The 19024-nt window shown below is 56.7% G+C and carries 12 protein-coding genes; 6 read left to right on the forward strand and 6 right to left on the reverse strand.

Translation table 11 applies throughout. From position 1 onward, the window contains the following. Positions 1-54 precede the first annotated feature (54 nt). The gene (locus tag ACTJJI_RS18620; protein WP_440655144.1) at positions 55-10695 is read right to left on the reverse strand and encodes a BapA/Bap/LapF family large adhesin; all 10641 of its coding nucleotides are present in this window, start codon (positions 10693-10695) and stop codon (positions 55-57) included. A 763-nt stretch (positions 10696-11458) separates the two neighbouring features. Between ACTJJI_RS18620 and ACTJJI_RS18625 the strand changes: the two genes are divergently transcribed. Genes ACTJJI_RS18625 through ACTJJI_RS18635 form a run of 3 tightly spaced genes read left to right on the forward strand, consistent with a single transcriptional unit; the run spans position 11459 to position 13309 of the window. Then, complete coding sequence (locus ACTJJI_RS18625; RefSeq protein ID WP_014832974.1) at positions 11459-11986, forward strand: tetratricopeptide repeat protein; 528 nt, start codon at positions 11459-11461, stop codon at positions 11984-11986. 7 nt (positions 11987-11993) lie between these two features. Beyond that, the gene (locus ACTJJI_RS18630; RefSeq protein ID WP_014832973.1) at positions 11994-12524 is read left to right on the forward strand and encodes an RNA polymerase sigma factor; all 531 of its coding nucleotides are present in this window, start codon (positions 11994-11996) and stop codon (positions 12522-12524) included. Further along, entirely contained in the window at positions 12521-13309 is a 789-nt protein-coding gene (locus ACTJJI_RS18635; RefSeq protein WP_440655147.1) for an anti-sigma factor family protein, read from the forward strand. The genes ACTJJI_RS18630 and ACTJJI_RS18635 overlap by 4 nt, the downstream gene beginning before the upstream one ends. Here ACTJJI_RS18635 and ACTJJI_RS18640 read toward each other — a convergent pair. From ACTJJI_RS18640 to ACTJJI_RS18655, 4 genes are all read right to left on the reverse strand, one after another. Next, positions 13304-13861: a YceI family protein gene (locus ACTJJI_RS18640; protein WP_153907507.1), complete on the reverse strand. Its 558-nt coding sequence runs from the start codon at positions 13859-13861 to the stop codon at positions 13304-13306. The two genes, ACTJJI_RS18635 and ACTJJI_RS18640, sit on opposite strands and share 6 nt — an antisense overlap. Positions 13862-14087: 226 nt before the next feature. Beyond that, entirely contained in the window at positions 14088-14477 is a 390-nt protein-coding gene (locus ACTJJI_RS18645; RefSeq protein WP_440655149.1) for a hypothetical protein, read from the reverse strand. A 411-nt stretch (positions 14478-14888) separates the two neighbouring features. Beyond that, a complete protein-coding gene (locus ACTJJI_RS18650) occupies positions 14889-15299 on the reverse strand; it encodes a DUF7079 family protein (RefSeq protein ID WP_440655151.1) in 411 nt (136 codons plus the stop codon). Beyond that, on the reverse strand, positions 15296-15766 hold the full coding sequence (locus ACTJJI_RS18655; RefSeq protein ID WP_259331769.1) for a hypothetical protein: 471 nt from the start codon (positions 15764-15766) through the stop codon (positions 15296-15298). Before ACTJJI_RS18655 ends, ACTJJI_RS18650 begins: the two co-directional genes overlap by 4 nt. 324 nt (positions 15767-16090) lie before the next feature. Between ACTJJI_RS18655 and ACTJJI_RS18660 the strand changes: the two genes are divergently transcribed. Both ACTJJI_RS18660 and ACTJJI_RS18665 read left to right on the forward strand, forming a co-directional pair. Continuing rightward, positions 16091-16399, forward strand: a complete 309-nt coding sequence (locus ACTJJI_RS18660) for a hypothetical protein (RefSeq protein ID WP_440655153.1) — start codon at positions 16091-16093, stop codon at positions 16397-16399. A gap of 298 nt (positions 16400-16697) precedes the next feature. Beyond that, positions 16698-17513, forward strand: coding sequence for a DUF4225 domain-containing protein (locus ACTJJI_RS18665; RefSeq protein WP_083020772.1), 816 nt, complete (start codon positions 16698-16700; stop codon positions 17511-17513). A 13-nt stretch (positions 17514-17526) separates the two neighbouring features. Here the strand turns inward: ACTJJI_RS18665 and ACTJJI_RS18670 are convergent, their stop codons facing one another. Beyond that, positions 17527-17853 carry a hypothetical protein gene (locus ACTJJI_RS18670; protein ID WP_248060301.1) on the reverse strand — a complete coding sequence of 109 codons (327 nt, stop codon included), beginning with the start codon at positions 17851-17853 and terminating at the stop codon, positions 17527-17529. 305 nt (positions 17854-18158) lie between these two features. Between ACTJJI_RS18670 and ACTJJI_RS18675 the strand changes: the two genes are divergently transcribed. Continuing rightward, positions 18159-18944, forward strand: coding sequence for a nucleotidyltransferase domain-containing protein (locus tag ACTJJI_RS18675; protein ID WP_163280869.1), 786 nt, complete (start codon positions 18159-18161; stop codon positions 18942-18944). The last annotated feature ends 80 nt before the right edge of the window (positions 18945-19024 follow it).

Raw genomic sequence — 19024 nt, forward strand, 5'->3', positions numbered from 1 at the left:
CTTTATTGTTTATGCCCGGGCGCAGTGCGCCCGGGTCAGGTACTGCAGGTGCTATCAGGTCACGATGTGTTGCTGGTTAACTAACTCGTCGTAGGTGGTCTGGACGTTATCCAGCGTCACGAGCGTGGTATTGGTATAGGTACTTCCTGTACCGTCACGGTCGATGGAGATCACGGTACTGCCATTGCTGTTCGTCACATGCAGGTAATTACCAAGCGTTGACGCACTGCCGTTCCAGCCCACCAGCAGATCGCCGATGTCAATTTTGTCTCCCTGGGCCAGCGAGAAGTTGGTCCAGTGATCGCCGGCGGTACTGCTGACGTTACCCGCGGTGGCGTTGCCTGCGGTGCTGTTCAGCACCTGATAAATCAGCGTATCGCCGTACGCGGTGCCGGTAATGACATCGTTATGCTCAGAACTGACGAACTGCGGCGCCATATTGATGGTCAGCGTGGCGTTGTCCGTATTGCCGTTGGCATCGGTGAGGGTGTAGTTGAAGACCTCCTTCGACGTGATGGTTGAGAGCGACACCCCGCTGTTGAGGGTGTAGGTGTAGTGGCCGTCTGCGCCAATCGCCAGCGTGCCGTAATGACCCGTGACGTTGACCAGCGTGCTGCCGGTGTAAGGATCCAGCGTGGTGATGGTGCCGTCGTAGCCGGTAATGGTCACGCGGGTATCAACCGACTGCAGCTGATCCATCGCCCCGGCGGAATCTGTGCCGTCGAAGATATTGCCGTCAACGGTGTGGCCGCTGGTGGAGTCGAACTGGGTCAGCGAGTAGGTGGTACCGTTCACGCTCGGGGTGATGGTGATATTGCCCACGCTCAGCCCCGGTACGCTGCCGGTATAGCTCAGCGTATAGGTCCCGGCGTTCAGATCCAGCCCGGTCAGGGGAACGTCAATACTGCCGCCCAGCAGTGAGCCACCGCTGAAGGAGCCGGTGCGGATAACACCGTTGGCATCACTGATCGTCCAGTTCACCGTCAGCCCGCCCAGCGCCAGCAGTGAAGCAACGTCAAAGTGCAGCGACGCGCTATGCAGGGCGGTGTTCGGATCCACCACAAAGGTCCCGCTTCCGCTGCCCGTGGTGGTACCTAACAACGAGGTGGTCCAGCTGGCGCTGCCGACGGTGGTGTCAGAGTAGGCCGAGGTATGGTGTACCGACGTGACACTCATCTCGGTGCTGACATCGTTCACCGCATCCATTGCCCGCGCGGTTGGGGTAATGTTGAGCGATCCCGTATCTTTCGCGCCGTTTGGTCCAGTGATGGTATAGACGAATGTATCCGGCGTGCTGATATGGTCCGCACCCACGCCGCTTCGCAGGGTGTAGGTGTACTGGCCGGACGAATCAATGGTCAGCGTGCCGTATTCTCCCTGAATGTCGGTTGTTCCACTGCTGTTAACCGCCACACCGTTCACTTCCGTCACCACCGTGCCATCCGGCACCGGATCGTTCGCCAGCACATCCCCCGTGGTGCTCTCTCCGATACTGGAGACGCTGTAGACATGATCCTCCAGCACGCTCAGGGTGTAGGCCGTCAGCGCGGTGATCCCTGCCGCCGTATTGAGCAGGAACAAGTACTCCCCGCCAGGCAGGTTCAGCGTCAGCTGGGAGGAGGTGCCGCCCAGCAGCGGCGCACGCAGCCAGCCCGGCTCAACGCGCATCTGCTCGAAGGTCTGGGTCGCATTGTTGAACTTATAGACGTACAGGTCGAACACCGAGGCCAGGGCTACGCCCCCCACGGAGGCCTGAATCGTCATGGTGCGGGTCGTCCCTTCCTCCACAGTGTAGATGATCGGGTTGGTCATATCGTCCAGCAGGTTCAGCCCCAGCGTGTTGCCGAGATTGATCCCCACCAGGGTAAAGCCGCTTTGCGACGAGGTGCCGTTGTCGATGGCCTGGACGGTGGTGTCGAAGGTCAGGGAAGCCGCGTCGTCTACGGCGACAATGCCATTCGCCACGCTGCCCGCACCGAGCGACAGCACGAGGTTCGCCGACGCGCTGACACCGTTATGGGTGATGGTGTAGGTGAAGCTCTCCGTGCGGCCAATGACGGCTGCACTGGTGTCGGTGAGGTTGTAGGTGTAGCTGCCGTCGCGGTTGATGGTTAGCGTACCGTACTGCCCCTGAATCACCGTGCCGTCGGCGTTGACGCTGGTGGTGACCCCCAGCGCGTTGGTGACGGCGGAGACGGTGGTACCTGCCGGGGCGTTGTCGCTGCCTGCGGTAGGATCGGTATCCAGGATCACGTTACCGTCCAGGCTGGTGTCGCCCGTGACGGTACCGGCACTGGTCTCTTTCACCGCCACATCCAGACTGGTGTACGAGCCGGTTGCCAGCAGGTTGGTGTTGTAGCTCAGCACGCGATACTGGCCATCAGCCAGCCCGGTCAGGTTCAGCGACACGCCGGTGGCCCCAAGGGTCAGCAGGTCGGCGAACTGCGGTTGTCCGGTATCCACGACGGTGGTCCAGGTGCCGTTGACGCTGTCGAAACGCTGCACCACCAGCTCCAGGGTGTTGAGCAGCGAAAGCACGGCCCCCGTGGCGTTGGCATTCACCACAATATCCGCACTGCCGCCACTGCCCACGTTGAACTCAACCTGGGCAGTATCGTTGCCCAGCAGGGTCAGCACGTTGCCCACGGCGCCCACCAGCAGGAAGCCGTAGTCGCTGTACTGGCTGTTGGTGACGGTGGCGGTGGTGCTGAGCTCCAGCTCTTCAACGTTATTGCTGGCAGAGAGCGGCACTACCGGCGCAAGGACCGAGCCCGGCTGCGAGGTGTTACCCGCCGCATCGGTGGCGGTGATCTGCAGGGTCTGGCCTTCGGTCTGCTTGTTGAGGAAGGTGTAGCTGTAGGCGCCATTGCTGTCTGCGGTGGTGGTCACCGTTGACCCGTCCGCGAGGCGGATGGTGACGGTGCTGCCCGCTTCGGCCGTACCGGTCAATACGCTGCCGTCAGCGTTAAAGGTCCCGGCAGGCGCGGTTGGTGCCGTCACGTCGACGATAACGGTTGTCGGGAGCGAGATCGGGCTGGTGCCGGCTGAGTTGGTTGCCGTGGCGGTAAAGGCGTGTGAGCCCTCGCTTAATGCCGGGGTCGTAAAACTCCAGTTACCGCTGGCATCGGCCACAACCGTACCCATCGACACGCCGTTGTTATACAGCGTGACGGTGGCGTTCGGCTGTGCGGTGCCGCTCAGGGTTGGCGTGGTGTCATCGGTGGTTTTGCCGTTGGTCAGCCCTCCGGTAACGCTACCGACGTTATCGTCAATGTTGGCGATAACCGGTGCGTTCGGAATGTTGGTTGATGGCGCAACCACCGAGGCGCTGACGCCAGCGTTACCGGCCTTATCGGTCGCGTAGACCAGCAGCGCTTCACCGTTGGTCTGCGCCGGGGTGAGGGTAGCGCTAAAGTTGCCGTTACCGTCTGCCGTCGCGGTACCGAGCACCGTGCCGGTACCGCTGGTGATGGTGACGGTGCTGCCCGCTTCCGCGGTACCGGTGACCTGGGTTCCGTTAGCGATCACCTGCAGGCTGGTCGGTGCACCCGGTGCCGTCAGGTCAACCAGGATTGTGGTCACGGTTGATGGCGCGCTGGTATTGCCCGCGGCATCGGTGGCGGTGGCGGTGAAGCTGTGCGAACCTTCCGTCAGCGTGGTGGTGGTCTGCGTCAGCGTCCAGTTGCCGTTGGCATCGGCGGTGACCGTGCCCACCAGCGTGGTACCGTCGTAGATACGCACCGTCGCATTGGCTTCGGCGGTACCGCTCAACGTTGGTCGGGTGTCGTTGGTCGGGTTATTGCCCGTCACCGGCCCGGTAACGCTGCCCACGTCGTCTACAATCGCGCTGATGACCGGTGCGGCTGGCGCGGTGGCATCCACGTTGATCACATACCCGGTGGTAGGTGCGCTGGCGTTGCCCGCCGCATCGGTGGCGGTGAACGTCAGGCTGTGCTGACCATCGCTGAGCGCCGGTGACGGAGTAAAGCTCCAGTTACCGCCGGTGGCGACAACGCTGCCAATCTGCACGCCATTATCGAAGATTTTCACCGTCGCGCCCGCTTCCGCCGTCCCGGTGAGGGTTGGCTGCGCGTCGTTGGTCAATCCACCATTGGCGACAGGCGTAGCGGCATTGCCGACATCATCCACAATGCTGCTCAGCACCGGCTGCGCAGGCGGCGTGGTGTCGATGGTCAGGTTGAAGGTTGCTGACGGCGCGCTGGTGTTACCTGCCGCATCCGTCGCCTGAGCCGTAAAGCTATGTGGACCGGTTGCCAGCGTGGTGGTCAGCAGAATGCTCCAGTTTCCGCTGGCATCCGCGGTACCGGTGCCCACCAGCGTCGTTCCTTCATAAATATTCACCGTGGCAAACGGCTCGCTGGTACCAACGAGACGCGGAATGGTGTCGTCGGTGCTTTGTCCGGAGCTGACCGGGCCGGTGATCGTGCCCACGTCATCAACCGCCTGGCTGATAACCGGCGCGTTCGGCGCAGTGGTATCCACCACCAGCGTAAAGTCAGGCGATGCGGGGCTGACGTTGCCCGCCGCATCGGTGGCCGTGACGGTCCAGGTGTGGCTGCCATTCGCCAGCGCAGTGGACGGGGTAAAGCTCCACGCGCCGCTGCCGTCAGCCTGGGCGGTGCCGACCTGCTGGCCGTCCTGATAGACCGTGATGGTCGCGTTGGCCGCGGCTGTGCCGTTAAGGGTTGGGGTGGTGTCGTCCGTGCTCTGCCCGGAGGAGAGCGGTGTCTGAACGCTGCCCACGTTATCGCTCGCGGTCAAAATGGACGGCGCTGTCGGGGCGGAGGTATCCACCGTCAGGTTAATCGGTGCCGACGTGCTGCCGGTATTGCCTGCTGCATCGGTGGCGTTGAAGGTAATGGCATGTGGTCCTTCGGTGAGCGCCGTGCCCGGGGTGAAGGTCCAGTTCCCCTGAGCATTGACGACCGCGGTGCCAATCTCGCTGCCATCAACAATGATGTGCACCGTGGCACCGACTTCGCCCGTGCCGTTGAAGGTGGGTTTCGTGTCGTTGGTGCTGCTGCCGCTGGTGAGCGTCCCGGTGACCGGACCGACATCGTCAATCACGCTGGTGACCACCGGCGCGGAAGGACCGGCGGTATCAACCGTGAAGACGAAGACCGGCGAGTTGGCTGAGACGTTACCGGCGGCATCGCTGGCGTTGATGCGAATGTTATAGCTGCCATCTCCCAGCGCCGGACTAGGGGTAAAGCTCCAGTTGCCGTTGCTGTCTACCGGTGCGGTACCGATCTCCACGCCATTGTTCAGAATGTGGATGGTACTGCCGACGGCGCCTGTCCCGCTGAGCGTTGGCGTCGTGTCATTGGTGACCTGGCCGGTGGTGAGATTACCGACGACCCCGCCCGCCACGTTGTCGCTGACGGTTTCCAGCACGGGGACCGATGGCGCCGTGAGGTCAACCACCACGCTCCAGGCGTTTGACGACAGGCTGATGTTACCCTGCGGATCGGTGGCCTTGACGGTGAAGCTGTGTGGCCCTTCGACGAGGGCGGTCTCAGGCGTAAAGCTCCACGCGCCGGTACCGTCCGCCGTGACGACGCCAATCTGCGTATTGCCATCGAAGATGGTCACCACGCTGTTCGCTTCCGCCGTACCGGAGAGGGTAGGGGTTGCATCGTTGGTGGTATTGCCGCTGACCACGGTCGTGGCGGTGTTGCCGACATCATCGGTGACGTTAACAATCACCGGGGTGGTGGAGCTGGTGTCAACCACGATGGTGAAGCCTGCCGATGGTGCACTCTGGTTGCCCGCCGGATCGGTCTCACGGATGGTGAGGACGTTATTGCCCTCCGCCAGTGCGGACGGCGTGAAGCTCCAGTTACCCGTCTGGCCGACCACGGTGGTGCCCAGCAGGGTGCCGTTGCTGTAAATGGAGATGGTATCGCCCGCCGTGCCGCTACCGGTAAGGGTTGGGCGGTTGTCATTGGTGGTCTGCCCGTTTGTCAGTGGGCCGGTGCCAGGGCTGACATCATCAATAACCGCGCCAATAACAGGCGCGTCGGGCGCGGTGAGATCAACGGTGACGGTCGCCGCCGGCGAACGTCCGCTGGTTTCTCCATTCAGCGTGGCGGTGACCTCAAAGGTGTGCGCTCCTTCACCCAGCGGCAGAGCTGGCGTATAGGTCCAGTTGCCGTTTGCATCGGCGGTCACGGTTGGCAGCAGAACCTGCACACCGTCCTGGTAGACGGTAATTATGCTGCCTGGCTCTGCTGTCCCGACAAGGGTCGGCGTCGTGTCGTTGGTGGTTTTGTCTTTCACATCGCCCGTGACCGGGGCCGTATCGTCGTTGATGACCGTAATGACGGGCACGTCCGGGAGATTCGGCAGCGTACCAGTGACGGTATAGGAGGCTTCAGGGCTGAGATTACCTGCGGCATCCGTGGCGGTGATGGTCAGCGCCGCGCCGTCCTGCTGGGCCGGGCTGAGCGCCACGGAGAAGTTGCCGCCTGAGACTACCCCGGTACCGATCACGTTACCGCTGGCGTCTTTGACGATAATGGTGGCGCCCTCTTCGCCGGTACCGGTCAGCGGCGTCCCCTGTGCGGCCACGTTGATATTGTCCGGCGCTGCCGGAAGCACGGTATCCACCGTAACGGCAAGCGGTGCAGAGTCTCCGGAAGGGTTACCCGCCGGGTCGACCGACGAGACGGTAAAGCTGTGTGGGCCTTCCGCCAGCGTGGTGTCGGCGGTCCAGCTCCAGGTACCGTCCGGCTGGACGGTGACCTGGACTGTGGATGGCGTACCGTCCACGCTGACAATCACGGTGGTGCCCGGCTCGCCGGTGCCGTTGAGGGTTGGCGTACCGTCGCGGGTGTAGAGCGTCCCGTTGGTGAGCTGGCTGTCTTCAACGCTGTTAATCAGCGGGATCTCAGGATCAGTGGTATCGACGGTGACGGTATAGACCGGGCTGAGTGCGCTGACGTTACCCGCTGCGTCAACTGCCGCAACGGTGATGTTCAGCGGGCCATCCGTCTGCGTGGGCAGGGTCAAAGACCATTCGCCGTTAACCACTACCACGCGTCCAAGCTCGACGCCGTTGTTGTAGACGATCACCGTTTCACCCGTCACACCGGTTCCGCCGACGGTTGGCGTGGTATCGGTAGTAAAACCGCCATTCGGCTCACCGGCGACGGCGCTAATCACCGGGGTATCCGGTGCGAGGGTATCGACAGTGATGGTGATCCCCGTAGAAGGGTCAGAGACGTTACCCGCCTCGTCGGTGGCGGTAGCGGTAAATTCGTGGCTGCCCTCGTCAATGGCGCTTTCAGGACGCCAGCTCCAGTTACCGTTGCCGTCTACCGTGACCGTACCCACGGCGGTTGGCGTGCCGCCATCAACGCTGTCGTAAATGGTAATCACGTCATTCGGCGTGCCGGTGCCACTCAGTACCGGACGCGGATCGTTGATGGTTTCGCCATCGGCCACCGGGCCGGTTATCTGGCTGACGCTGTCGGTAATCACCGGGACCGCTGGCGCAGCCGGTGCGTCGGTGTCGATGGTGATGGTCACCGGCTGGGACGGGGCGCTTTCGTTGCCCGCGCCGTCCTTGTTGGTGACGGTCAGGGTAATGTCGTAGGTGCCGTTGGGCAGGTCGGTGGAGGGTGTCCAGCTCCAGTTGCCGTCGCCGTCCACCACGGCGTCACCGATTTTGTCGGTGCCGTTGTAAATCGTGACCGTATCGCCCGGATTACCGGTACCGCTCAGCGTCGGCGTGGTATCACGGGTGGTTTCCCCCGGGTTCAGCGACGTGGGTGCTGAGCCATCCGGGTTAACGGTGATGGCTGGCGTGTCTGGTGTGGCCGGTGCGACGGTATCAATCACCAGCTCGAACGGATCCGAAATCGAGGTATTCCCGGCGGCATCTGTGGCATGGATCGTCAGCGAATGCGGACCGTCGGTGAGCGGCGTGGTAGGGGTAAAGCTCCAGCCGCCGCTGCCGTCGAGCGTTGCGGTGCCGAGCAGCGTGGTGCCGTCATACACGGTGATGACCGTGCCATCCGGGGCGCTGCCCTGAAGTAACGGCTGGGTGTCATCCGTGGTATCGCCGCTGTTGAGCGGGCCTTTAACGTCTCCGGCGTCGTCGGTGACGGTTGCCAGCGTCGCGACCGGCGGTGGGGTGGTATCAACGGTAAAGGTAAATCCACCGGATATCGGGCTGGTGTTACCGGCGACGTCGGTGGCGATCGCGGTCAGGGTATGCGTGCCGTCGCCAACCGGTGTGGTGGGCGTAAAGGTCCATGCGCCGCTGTTACCGACTACCGCCGTGCCGATATCGACGCCATCCAGACGGATGGTGATCGTTGAGCCGGGTTCGCCGGTACCGTTGAGCGTCGGCGTTGCGTCATTAGTGGTTTCGTTGACATCCAGCGGGCCGGTGCGCCCAGGCACATTATCCACAAGCTGGGTGATGGCGGGTGCGTCAGGCGCCGTTCCATCAATGGTAATGGTCCAGGCATTTGATACGTTACCGTTGCTTGATGTCGCCGTCAGTACATGGGCACCTTCGGCCAGCGGGGTGGATGGCGTAAAGGTCCACTGGCCGGATGATGGAACAACAACCGTGCCGAGGACGTCGCCGCCGCTATGGATGGTGATGGTCGAGCCGGGCTCCGCCGTGCCGTTCAGGGTAGGGGTGCGGTCATTGGTGATCCCATTCTGGCTGATGGGGCCTGTGACGCCGGGTTCATCATCCACCACAGAGAGGATATCCGGTGTCGTGTCCGGTGCGGTGAGGGTCGCCGCTGGACTCTGGTTGCCCGCCGCGTCAGTGGCTACCACCGAAAGCTGCTCGCCGTTTGTTTGGGCAGGTGAAAGGGTTGCAACAAAGTTACCGTTGCCGTCAGTGGTGGCGCGGCCAATCACGTCGCCGTTGCTGTTGGTGATGACGATTTTGCTGCCTGGCTCGGCGGTGCCGGTAACCTGGGTTCCCACCGGGTTAATGGCAATAACGGGCAGCGCCGGTGGCGTGGTATCCACGGTAAAGTTCACCGGCTGCGATTCTGCGCTCTGGTTACCCGCCGCATCGGTTTGTTTAATGGTGATCGAGTGCGGGCCTTCCGCGAGCGGGTTGTCTGGCCGGAGGCTCCATGTGCCGTTGGGCAGCACGGTGGTTTGCCCTATCAGCACGCCGTTGTCATAGACCAGGATTGTGCCGCCAGGCTCTCCTCGTCCCGCCAGAAGCGGTTCAGAGGAGTCGGTGAACTGGCCAGCGGTAATCGCCCCTTTAATGGCCCCGGTCTCATCGCTCAGTACAATCGCCGTTGGCGCTGCCGGAGGGGTGAGATCCACGGTGAGGGTGAAGACCGGAGAGACTGGCCCGGTGTTGCCGGCGGCATCGGTTGCCCGAACGGTAAACTGGTGGGTGCTTTCACCAAGATTGACCGGTGGGGTGAAGGACCATGTGCCGTTACTGGACACCACCGCAGTGCCAATAGCGACAGAGCCATCGTAAATGGTTACGGTGGAGCCGGCTTCTGCGGTACCCGAGAGCTGAGGACGCGGATCGTTAGTGCTGCCCCCGCTGTTTACCGTCCCTTTACCGGGGTCAATATCGTCCGTTGCGCTGGTGATGGTTGGGGCTCCGGGCGCAACCGTATCGACAACAAAACTGACGGCTGCGGATGCCGGGCTGGTATTGCCTGCCGCGTCGGTCGCGGTTGTGGTAATGGTGTGGCTGCCGTTGGCAAGATCGGTGGTGGGGGTAAAGCTCCAGCTACCTTTGGCATCTACCTGGGTGGTGCCAATCGGCTTGCCGTTATCGTAAAAGGTGATGGTGCTGCCTGGCTCGCCGATGCCGCTGAAGGTCGGGCGGGGATCATCGGTACGCTCGCCGTTTTCCAGCGGGCCAGCCTTACTGCCGACATCGTCATTCACCAGCAGAATATCTGGAGCATCCGGGACGGTGATGTCCGGTGCGGTCACGGTTGTGCCCGGGCTGGTATTCCCCGAGGGATCCGTTGCGGTGGCGGTGATTTGTTCGCCGTTGGTCAGCGGCGTGCCCAGGTCGATGGTGAATTTACCGTCGCTGCCGGTTTTGCCGGTGCCGATGACGTTGCCGTCGGCGTCTTTCAGCGTGATGGTACTGCCAGGCTCGGCGGTACCGGAGACGGTTTTACCATCCGGCGAGAACTGAAGGCCGGACGGCGCATTCGGCGGAGTGGTATCCGGATCGGAAGGGTTTGTCGGCGTGCCGGGGTTGCTGCCGTTGTCATCATCGTCATCCCCACCGCCGCCGCCTCCGGTGCTTGCCGCCGCCGCGATGCCACCTGCGGCGACAATGCCACCCAGTACCCATGGCCAGATGGCGGCGCCACCGGCATCACTGCCGGATGCGGCAAGCAGGACGTCCGTGGAGGCGATGGATTCATAGGTGGCGGCCCCGGCGGGATCCTGAATCCACCATAGCGCCCCTTCGCTGTCCTGCAGGACCAGTTGGCTCGCCCCCTGAGCATCGGTGACGTAGAAATTTTTAATGGTAATCACCTCGCCGGAGTGGAGCGTGATCACCAGATCGTTACCGCTGCGGGCGAAATCGGCGACATTGGCTCGCTCAACCTTAAGCTCAACGATAGAGGTGTGGCTCAGCGTAACCTGGGTGCCTTCTGATGTGGTTTCAACGCCCGTAAGTTTCGATATAACAGAGATTTGGCTCATTTAGTGATGACTCCAGCAGAGTTGTCGTTAACGGCGAGCAAGACGAGCCATCTCTGTGAAGGGTAAAGCGCGCCCCCGGCGGAGTGACTGTTATTTAAACAGTACTCACCGTATTTTTTTCAGCGCGAACGATGCCCGCCAGAATAGAGAGTGGCAACATCAGAGCGGATCTATTTATTTAAGAAAAATTATCAACAATGTGATTTTGTCTTTTATATAACCTTGTAATTAATAGAGGAATTAATCCGGGACGGTATGAAAATGATATAGTCAGAAAAGTCTGGATATGCAAATTAAGCTTCTGTAAATACGGATGGAGAATGTGATGTAGGTATTGGTTTATAGATGATGAATAGGGTTTTAGATGCATAATGCTTTGTTTTAAATGAATTATTTTTATTTTTGAGAACGTGATTTTTGAGCATGAATAATGCTGATAAAAAATTGGTAGGTGAATTTTATTATCTTATTTCAACGGGGGTTGTTTATGGTGGCTTAATTGCGGTTTAAGATAGGGTAACGTTTTTGATGTAAGATATATTATATTTTTACAGGGTTTAAAAATATTCTTTTATATGCGTCATTTTCTGCTAATGAGAAAAATAATTCCAGGACGGGAGGGTTGTAAAATAACCACAGTTATATTGCTAATAAATACGCCACAGGCATGATTTTGTTGCTGTAAAAAAAATCAGCGGGAAAGTGAATAAAAAGCGCCGCCCACGCGTTTACTCACGTAATCTCTCATACCCAGGAGCGTTGTATGAACACCCCCTCTCTTCGTCTGATCCCGGTGCTACTTTTTTCACTGTACGCGCCGCTGGCGTTGGCCATGGGCGATAATAGTACCGAGAGCAAAACACCCGACTGTCCTTCCGGACAGGTGTATGACAGCGCAACCCAGAAATGCGTGCCCGACAAGAGCAGCAGCCTCAGCGATAAGGACAAAACTGACTATGCGTATCATCTCGCTAAAAAAGGCGAGTACCAGGCGGCGCTGAATCTTCTTGATTCGCTGAAAAACGGCAACACCGCGGAAGCATGGAATTATCGCGGGTATGCCACCCGTAAACTTGGCCGCACGGACGAAGGGATTGGTTATTACCAGCGTGCGCTCGCTATCGCCCCCGATTATGCGCAAGCCCGGGAGTATCTCGGCGAGGCGTGGATGGTGAAAGGACGGCCCGATCTGGCAAAAGAGCAGTTGAAAGTGATTGCCGGTATTTGCGGCCAGACCTGTGAGGAGTACCGCGATCTGCAGGCCGCCATTAACGGGCAACCGGGATCCTGACGTTCTCGTGGAGGGAAAACATATCGCTACCAGTGAGGTTCGCCAGCAGTTAGCCGCGCATCTGTCGCGCCTCTGGCGCTATGGGCTGGTGTTGTCGCGAAACCGGGATATCGCTGAAGAACTGGTTCAGTCCACCTGCGTACGTGCGCTGGAAAAGAGCCGTCAGTACACCCCTGGCACGCGTATCGACAGGTGGCTTTTCGCGATCCTGCACTCCATCTGGATCTCCGAGTTGCGGGCGCGGCACGTCCGTCAGGGGCAGGGATTTGTCGCCAGTGATGAACTTATCGCTCCGGACACCCGTGAACAGGATGAGACGCGTCTGCACTACCTGAAGGTGATGCAGCGCGTCAATGCGCTCCCCGAAGCCCAGCGCAACACCGTTTTTTTGGTTTATGTCGAAGGCTTTACCTATCAGGAAGCAGCGGACACCCTGGCGGTGCCGGTTGGTACCGTGATGAGCCGTCTGGCAACGGCGCGGGCGACGCTGGCAAAGTCGAATGACGCACCGCCCCCGGCGAAGGAGAAACGCTCTTGAACGCGCACCGTTTTACACCGCCCTATAATGACGAGGCTATCGTGGCATGGATAGATGGCGAGATGTCTCCTGCCGACGCAAAGCAATTTGCCGCCCGGCTCAAAAGCGATGCCCGGCTCTCAGCGCGCACTGCTGAGCTGATGAAAAGCAACCAGGACTATGCCCGGGCGTTTACCGCCATGCTGGACGACGCTCCGCTGGCGAAGATGCAGGCCCGGCTGGATGCCCTTCCCGAACCGCCATCCGTGACGTCAGCGGGGGTGAGCAGACGAGCTCTGATTGCGGCGTCGCTCAGTTTTCTGCTGGTGGGCGCAGGAGTCGGGCGCTGGCTGAGCCCGGCCACCGGGGCTGTGGATGAGAACGCCCATATTCGCGACCTCGAAGCACAATACATGTCCCTTTACAGCGCCGAGACGCTGCTGGATATGGACAGCGCTCTGCCTGTGCTTCAACGCGGGCTGCAGCGGGCAGCACAGGATATTGGCCTGCAGCTGCAGGCATCACAGCTTATCCTGCGCGGGGCTGAGCTTAAGATGGTGCGTATGCTGCGCTATGAAACCACCTCGATTGCACAAATCGCCTGGATCCATGCCGACTTCGGCCCGATGGCGCTTTGCATCTCCCCGACAGGACAGGCGACGACGGCCGCGCTTCAACAGGAGCAACGGCACGATATGAACCTGGCGTGGTGGCATCACGCGGGGTATCAGTTTGTCCTGATTGGCCGTAATCCGCCGTCGCAGTTGCAAATAAACGCTGAGCAACTGCAACGCCAGCTGTCATAACGACGGAACCGCGCTGGCCTGGATCGCAATGGCGATGGCAATGCGATCATCAACGACCAGCGCAAATTTATCCATGCCGTAGGCGGCACGGGAGATAGCCGTTGTGGCATCCAGCGTGAGGAGGTGCGCGTGCGCATCCTTGACGACGGCCTCCAGAATCACCGGCCGGGAAAGGGCCCTGACGGTCAGCGTGCCAAATACCCTGTACCGTCCCGATCCCTGAGCGACCACGCGAGAGCTGGTAAAATCGATGGTGGGATAGCGCTCAGCTTCAAAGAACATATCGCTTTTCAGCTGCCAGGTGAGCAGGCTGTTTGAGGCCACAAGGGTCGCTACCGGGACGGTGACGTGAATACGATCGTCAAGGTCATTATCCGGGTTAAGGGTAACGTCACCCGTGACGCCGCTGAATCTGGCCCACGAGAGGATGCCACCGAAAGCATTCCACGATAGCCGGATGGCGGTGTTGTCGGTGTCGATGGTATAGCGCTGTGGGGCGGCCAAAGCCCACGGGCAGACTAAAACAAGCAGTATTGCCAGGCGTCGTAGCATTTCAGGATCTCTTTTAGGGTGGCAGGGAGTAAACGCGCCACCCTGAAGATCTATTCGATGTTATGCGTCAGGTTGTTTTCACGATATCCACCGAGATTTCAACGCCGTGGCTTTCTGGTACGATTTCTACGTGGTTCATGATAGGTCCCCCCTGTAACAAGTTTAGTCTTCAGGAGGCTGAGCGGAGGGGAATAAAAAAGGCCGCGTGTGCGGCCTTTCGAAGGGATTACTCAGTGACTTTCTTTTCCAGCTCGTTGGCGCCTTCTTTGGCTTTGTTCCAGCCTTTCTCGGTGCCTTCTTTGGTGGCATTCCAGCCTTTCTCAGCGCCTTCTTTGGTGGCATTCCACCCTTTTTCAGTGCCTTCTTTGGTTTTATGCCACGCTTTCTGGGAGTCTTCGCTGACCTTGCTGCCAAAGCTTTCGCTTTTACCTTCCGCAGCATGTTTCTGTTTCAGCTTCAGCTCTTCACCTTTGTTCTGCTCTTCGTGCAGTTTTTGCTTCGCCTCGTTGGCGTTAGCCTTCGCCGCGGCGACGGTATCATCAGTTGCATGTGTGGTCGCAGCAAATACTGGAGAAGCCAGCAGAAAGGCAGATAAAGCGATAATTGTTTTTTTCATAATATCCTCATTTAACGTTATCGGTTATGAGCGTGATTCAGCATGTCACAGACGAAGCGGGGTGGCTTTAGGAAAAAACTGTAATGAGATCAACGTACCTAAACGTAGGGTCAATGGATTGAGGATTATCCAAACGATAAAAAGCCTGTTTCAGCGAGGGCGGCGAGGGTCAGGAGAATAAAGAGAATGACGACGATGGGTCTGTACATGTTTGGGTTCCTTCCGGGTTGAGCGGCTATTCCATAGCGCTGGGGGGAGTGCTTTTTAATTTTTCATAGGGGAGGGACGGTGTCGTTGATGTTTGTCAATGTGATGGGGAAATAAGAATACAGAATAACGCCGGGATTGCGCTGTATGGGCGTTCAGGGTTTTATCTGAGGGAGATTTTGGTGGGGGGAATTTAAAGACTTCTTACAATCCTTTATCCAGCTCAGCGGATAGCCTGTTAAGTTCGTTACTAATATGTTTGCGCCGTTGTTTTAACAGTACCCGGGCTGGAATGATGCGCTCGATAATTGTCGGCTTTCTGTTCAAATACGCTGTCACAAGCCGTGTGATGTCTTCCTCTGACCAACCTTCCATCACCGGCGTTGGGTTGTACAGCAGATTAGCCTGTAGGGCAGGGGCGACTTCCTCATCCACAATTCTGAAGATCGCTTCCCGGTTTAATCCGGATCTCTTCAGCACCTCTGCCATCCATTGATAGTCATACTCCTGGAGTTCGCGCCCGGTAAAAAGTTCTGATAAGGCGTGCCAGACGGGGACGCGGGCGATCAACTCCACATCAGTTGAGGTGAGTATTCTGTTAAATAATGGCTTCAACTTATGTTTTCCTGGGAAGGTGTGGCAGAAATCGCTATGTATTTTTTCAGGCCTGACTCCCGTTTCACACCTTTCGGGTCGGAAACAAAAGGGAGTCGCAAGCGAGGTGAGTCTGATACTTCCACTGTCCAGATATAATCCCCAATAAACCTGAAATTCACGCTATCGTCAGTGATCTGGAGGTCAGCAAAACGTCCTGTCGAGTACTCATTACCTAAACGAACAACTTCTTTAAGCCCGTCATGCACGTCGATAAGGGCAATGGTCAACGATTCCTCGAAAATGACATCGTCTGTCAGAAACAGGATGTAGCGCTGGTCATTCACCTGAACCGCTGTTTCCAGTACGTGCCCGGGAACGAGAATACCTGTGCTTTTGCCATTGAGCACGACCTCACACTGAGCCTGGGTTAACTCGTTCGCTTCGCGGGTTAATATCAGAGAGAGTGATTGAACCTGCTGCATCATTAATTCCGGGTATGTTTTCATGTCTGGTCTGGAAGCGTTATATGGCTGTGGGTTTGCTAAGAAGAAAACATAAGCTTTTGGTGGTTTACTGGCAAACAAATTTGTCTGGTTGTAAAGCCTCCTGAATTTATTACCGGGCAGCAGGTCAGGGTGTTGTGGGGCAGGCTACCTGCTGACGCGCGATATCTGTTGCTTCAACTGGGTGAACTGCCCGGGTAATTCAGGAATAAACAGGCAGGAGGACACCATAAACTACCGGCAAGTTGGCCGTTTTTTTACTCAGGTCACGGTATAATGGCTTTGATTATAAAGAGGGGGATTAGCGTGATGATAACTGAAGATGTATTGCTTAGATCGGGCTTCACAAAACAGGAGTTGCAACAGCTTAAACGCCATGCAGCTTCTCAACATATAACATTGGAACTTTTGCTCCCTGCGCTTTCAAATCGTTTCAAAGGGATTGTCATTCTTTCAGTTATGCTTATCGTTATGTTCATCCTGGCGGTGTGCTTCGCTTCCCCGGAAAATATCATCTCATTAGGCGTTGCTGTAGTGTTTATTATTGGTATCTTTTGCTGGATGACTCCACTGAAATTAGCTTATAAAGCCTGGTGTTTAAAGAAGGAGCATTAATCTTTTATCTTCCTTTTTTCATGGGGCAATTTACAGGTGCAACTAATTTCGCAGGGTTTGTGCATTCCGCGCTCTTATCACTGAATATAATTGTTACACCCATTGGCCTGAGTGACTATATAGGCCCTTCAATGCAGTTAGTTGTTGGCGTATTACCCGCCTCTGTCTGATGAGACTGAAGTAAAACGTAGACTAAACAAATATGCTCAGATTGCGGTAAAAGTTCACAATGCAATAAAAATATGGTTAAGTGAATTGCAGCGTTACGTCAGGCTGACACCAAAATGGATAAGAGAATATGGATATATATCTGAACCCGCACAGGTCTATTAATTACTATGCTGCCATGGCGCAGATAGAAGCAAACTCTCTGTGGAACATAGCAACGCAGGTTGCCAGCGCACATTTTAAAGATGGCCTGACCCGTATCCGGTTTCTTGATGAAATCAAGGCATTTATTAATGCTCAGCGTAACGGTATCCACCAGGCCAGGAATGATGATGTATGCAAAGAGTGCATTGCGAATTTAAAAGCCGAACGCGACATCCTTAAGGTTCAGGACAGAATGTTACGCACGGGGGAGGCTTATCTGGCTGCTGCCGTAAAACTTTATGAAGATAATGGGAAAATCGTCGGGTACGTGATTAGCGGCGTTGGAATTGTTCTGGGCGGCATTCAGATTGTGGGCGGTGCAATGATGGCGGTTGGTTCAGCCAGCACCGGGAATATCCTCGGTGTAATTGCAGGAGCAACGCTGATCTTTCATGGAACCAGTAATCTAATGGAAAATATTGATAAGCTAACGGGAGTACCAAATCCAGGTAATATTGCTCAGAATGCGTATATGGGCGCTGCAGAGTTTCTCGGATTTGAGCGTAAGACAGGCATGTTAGCCTGGCAAGGGATGAATATGGTGACATCAATGTATGGAATATTTCGCCCCATGCTCAAGCCAGAAAGTTGGCGGCTGTACGACTGGTTATCGACGGACTTTTACCGCAAAGTCTCAACGATGACACGGCCAGCGCTGGCTATTGAAGTTGGAAAATCAGCCCATAAAATTTATACGATGGGAAAAACGTATAATAGCGATGAACAAGCGTTTGTTCGTTAGGCAGAAAGGAGGATTACCCCTCCTTGCGTAAAAATTTCACCGCCTTCCATGAGACAGACAGCGGTGCCATTCCCAGTATAAAAAGAGATAAAACGATAATGATTGCGAAATAAATCCAACCATTATCATAATCATTAGTGATAGTTGCATAGGTAGCAAAAAACAGTAAACCAATGACAATAAACCAGGACGTGTAGAAGCGTCTTTTTAGCTCAACTAAAAGTGAATGCAGAGTCCGATCTTTACGTTTCGGATCTTCAAGTACGGCACGCAAAGCCGTAATATTTTTATCAGTAAACCCGTATGAACGAAGTTTCGCTTCCTGTTGCGCGTCTATCACCCTTCACTCCTGAACGTTGAATGCTCCTGCCTAAATTATATAAAACAATAACAGTTATGGCTGAGCAAAAACAGATTCAACACTCGCTGAAGTGATGAATCACGATATCGTGCCTGCAGTCAGACAAAGCTCACTGCGTGACTGGCAGCCAGAACATAACTATACCCTTCATATCTAAGAGATTGCTTTATGGCTACGCGAGCAAACTCCTCAGGGACAAGACTGTTCCTGCAAAAATATCTGGCCCTTATTTAAAGAGCTCGATATTCTGTAATGCTTTGTCTTTTTTGTGAACAGGAAAAAGTATGCTAAGTACATTACCCGATTTACACAGAAGTTTTGCAGAGCAACTCAAGCTTAAATTTCAGGCTGATTCGCGAATTCACTCTCTTCTCGCTGGCGGCTCGCTTGTTCATGGCGGGTTCGATAATTACTCCGATCTCGATTTTGTTGTTGTGGTAGACCCTCTCTGCTATGACGAAATCATGGCGCAGCGTATTGAGTTCGCCGGAACACTGGGGCATCTGCTGCATGCCTTTACCGGGGAACATGTCGGAGAGCCACGTCTGCTTATATGCCTGTATGGTCCTGAACTCCTCCATGTCGATCTGAAATTTGTCACACTGGACATGCTCACTCAACGCGTTGAGGAGCCTGCAGTGTTATTTACCCGCGATCACCTGGCTCTGGAACAACAACTGGCAAAATATAGTGCTCAATGGCCTGACATGACGCCGGAGTGGTTTGAGTCCCGAGCCTGGATCTGGCTTCATTATGCGGCGGTGAAACTGGGAAGGGGCGAACTTTTTGAAGCGATTGGCATGCTGTCATTCTTCCGCGAGCAAGTGTTGGGACCTATGCTGTGCCGTCGGGCAAATCTACCGCAACGTGGGGTTCGCCGCATTGAATTCCATGGCCTTGATCCCGATGGCCTGCTGATTTCCACGCTGGCAACACACGATCGTGACTCCGTCAGCATTGCCATCAGAAAGGCTATTGACGCTTATATCAATCTGCGGGCTGATGCGCTGCCGAAAAATATCGCAGACGATGCGGCGCGGTGGGCGGTTCTTGCCATGCTGAAAGCCTGAACCCGACCTCGAAAGGTTTCGGTCTGATTCGCCCCGGGTTCAGACGACGTTTGCTAAAAAAATGGTCGTCTGAATTTCGG

The organism is Enterobacter sp. 22466, assembly GCF_052044775.1.
GTDB classification, from domain to species: Bacteria; Pseudomonadota; Gammaproteobacteria; order Enterobacterales; family Enterobacteriaceae; genus Enterobacter; species Enterobacter dissolvens.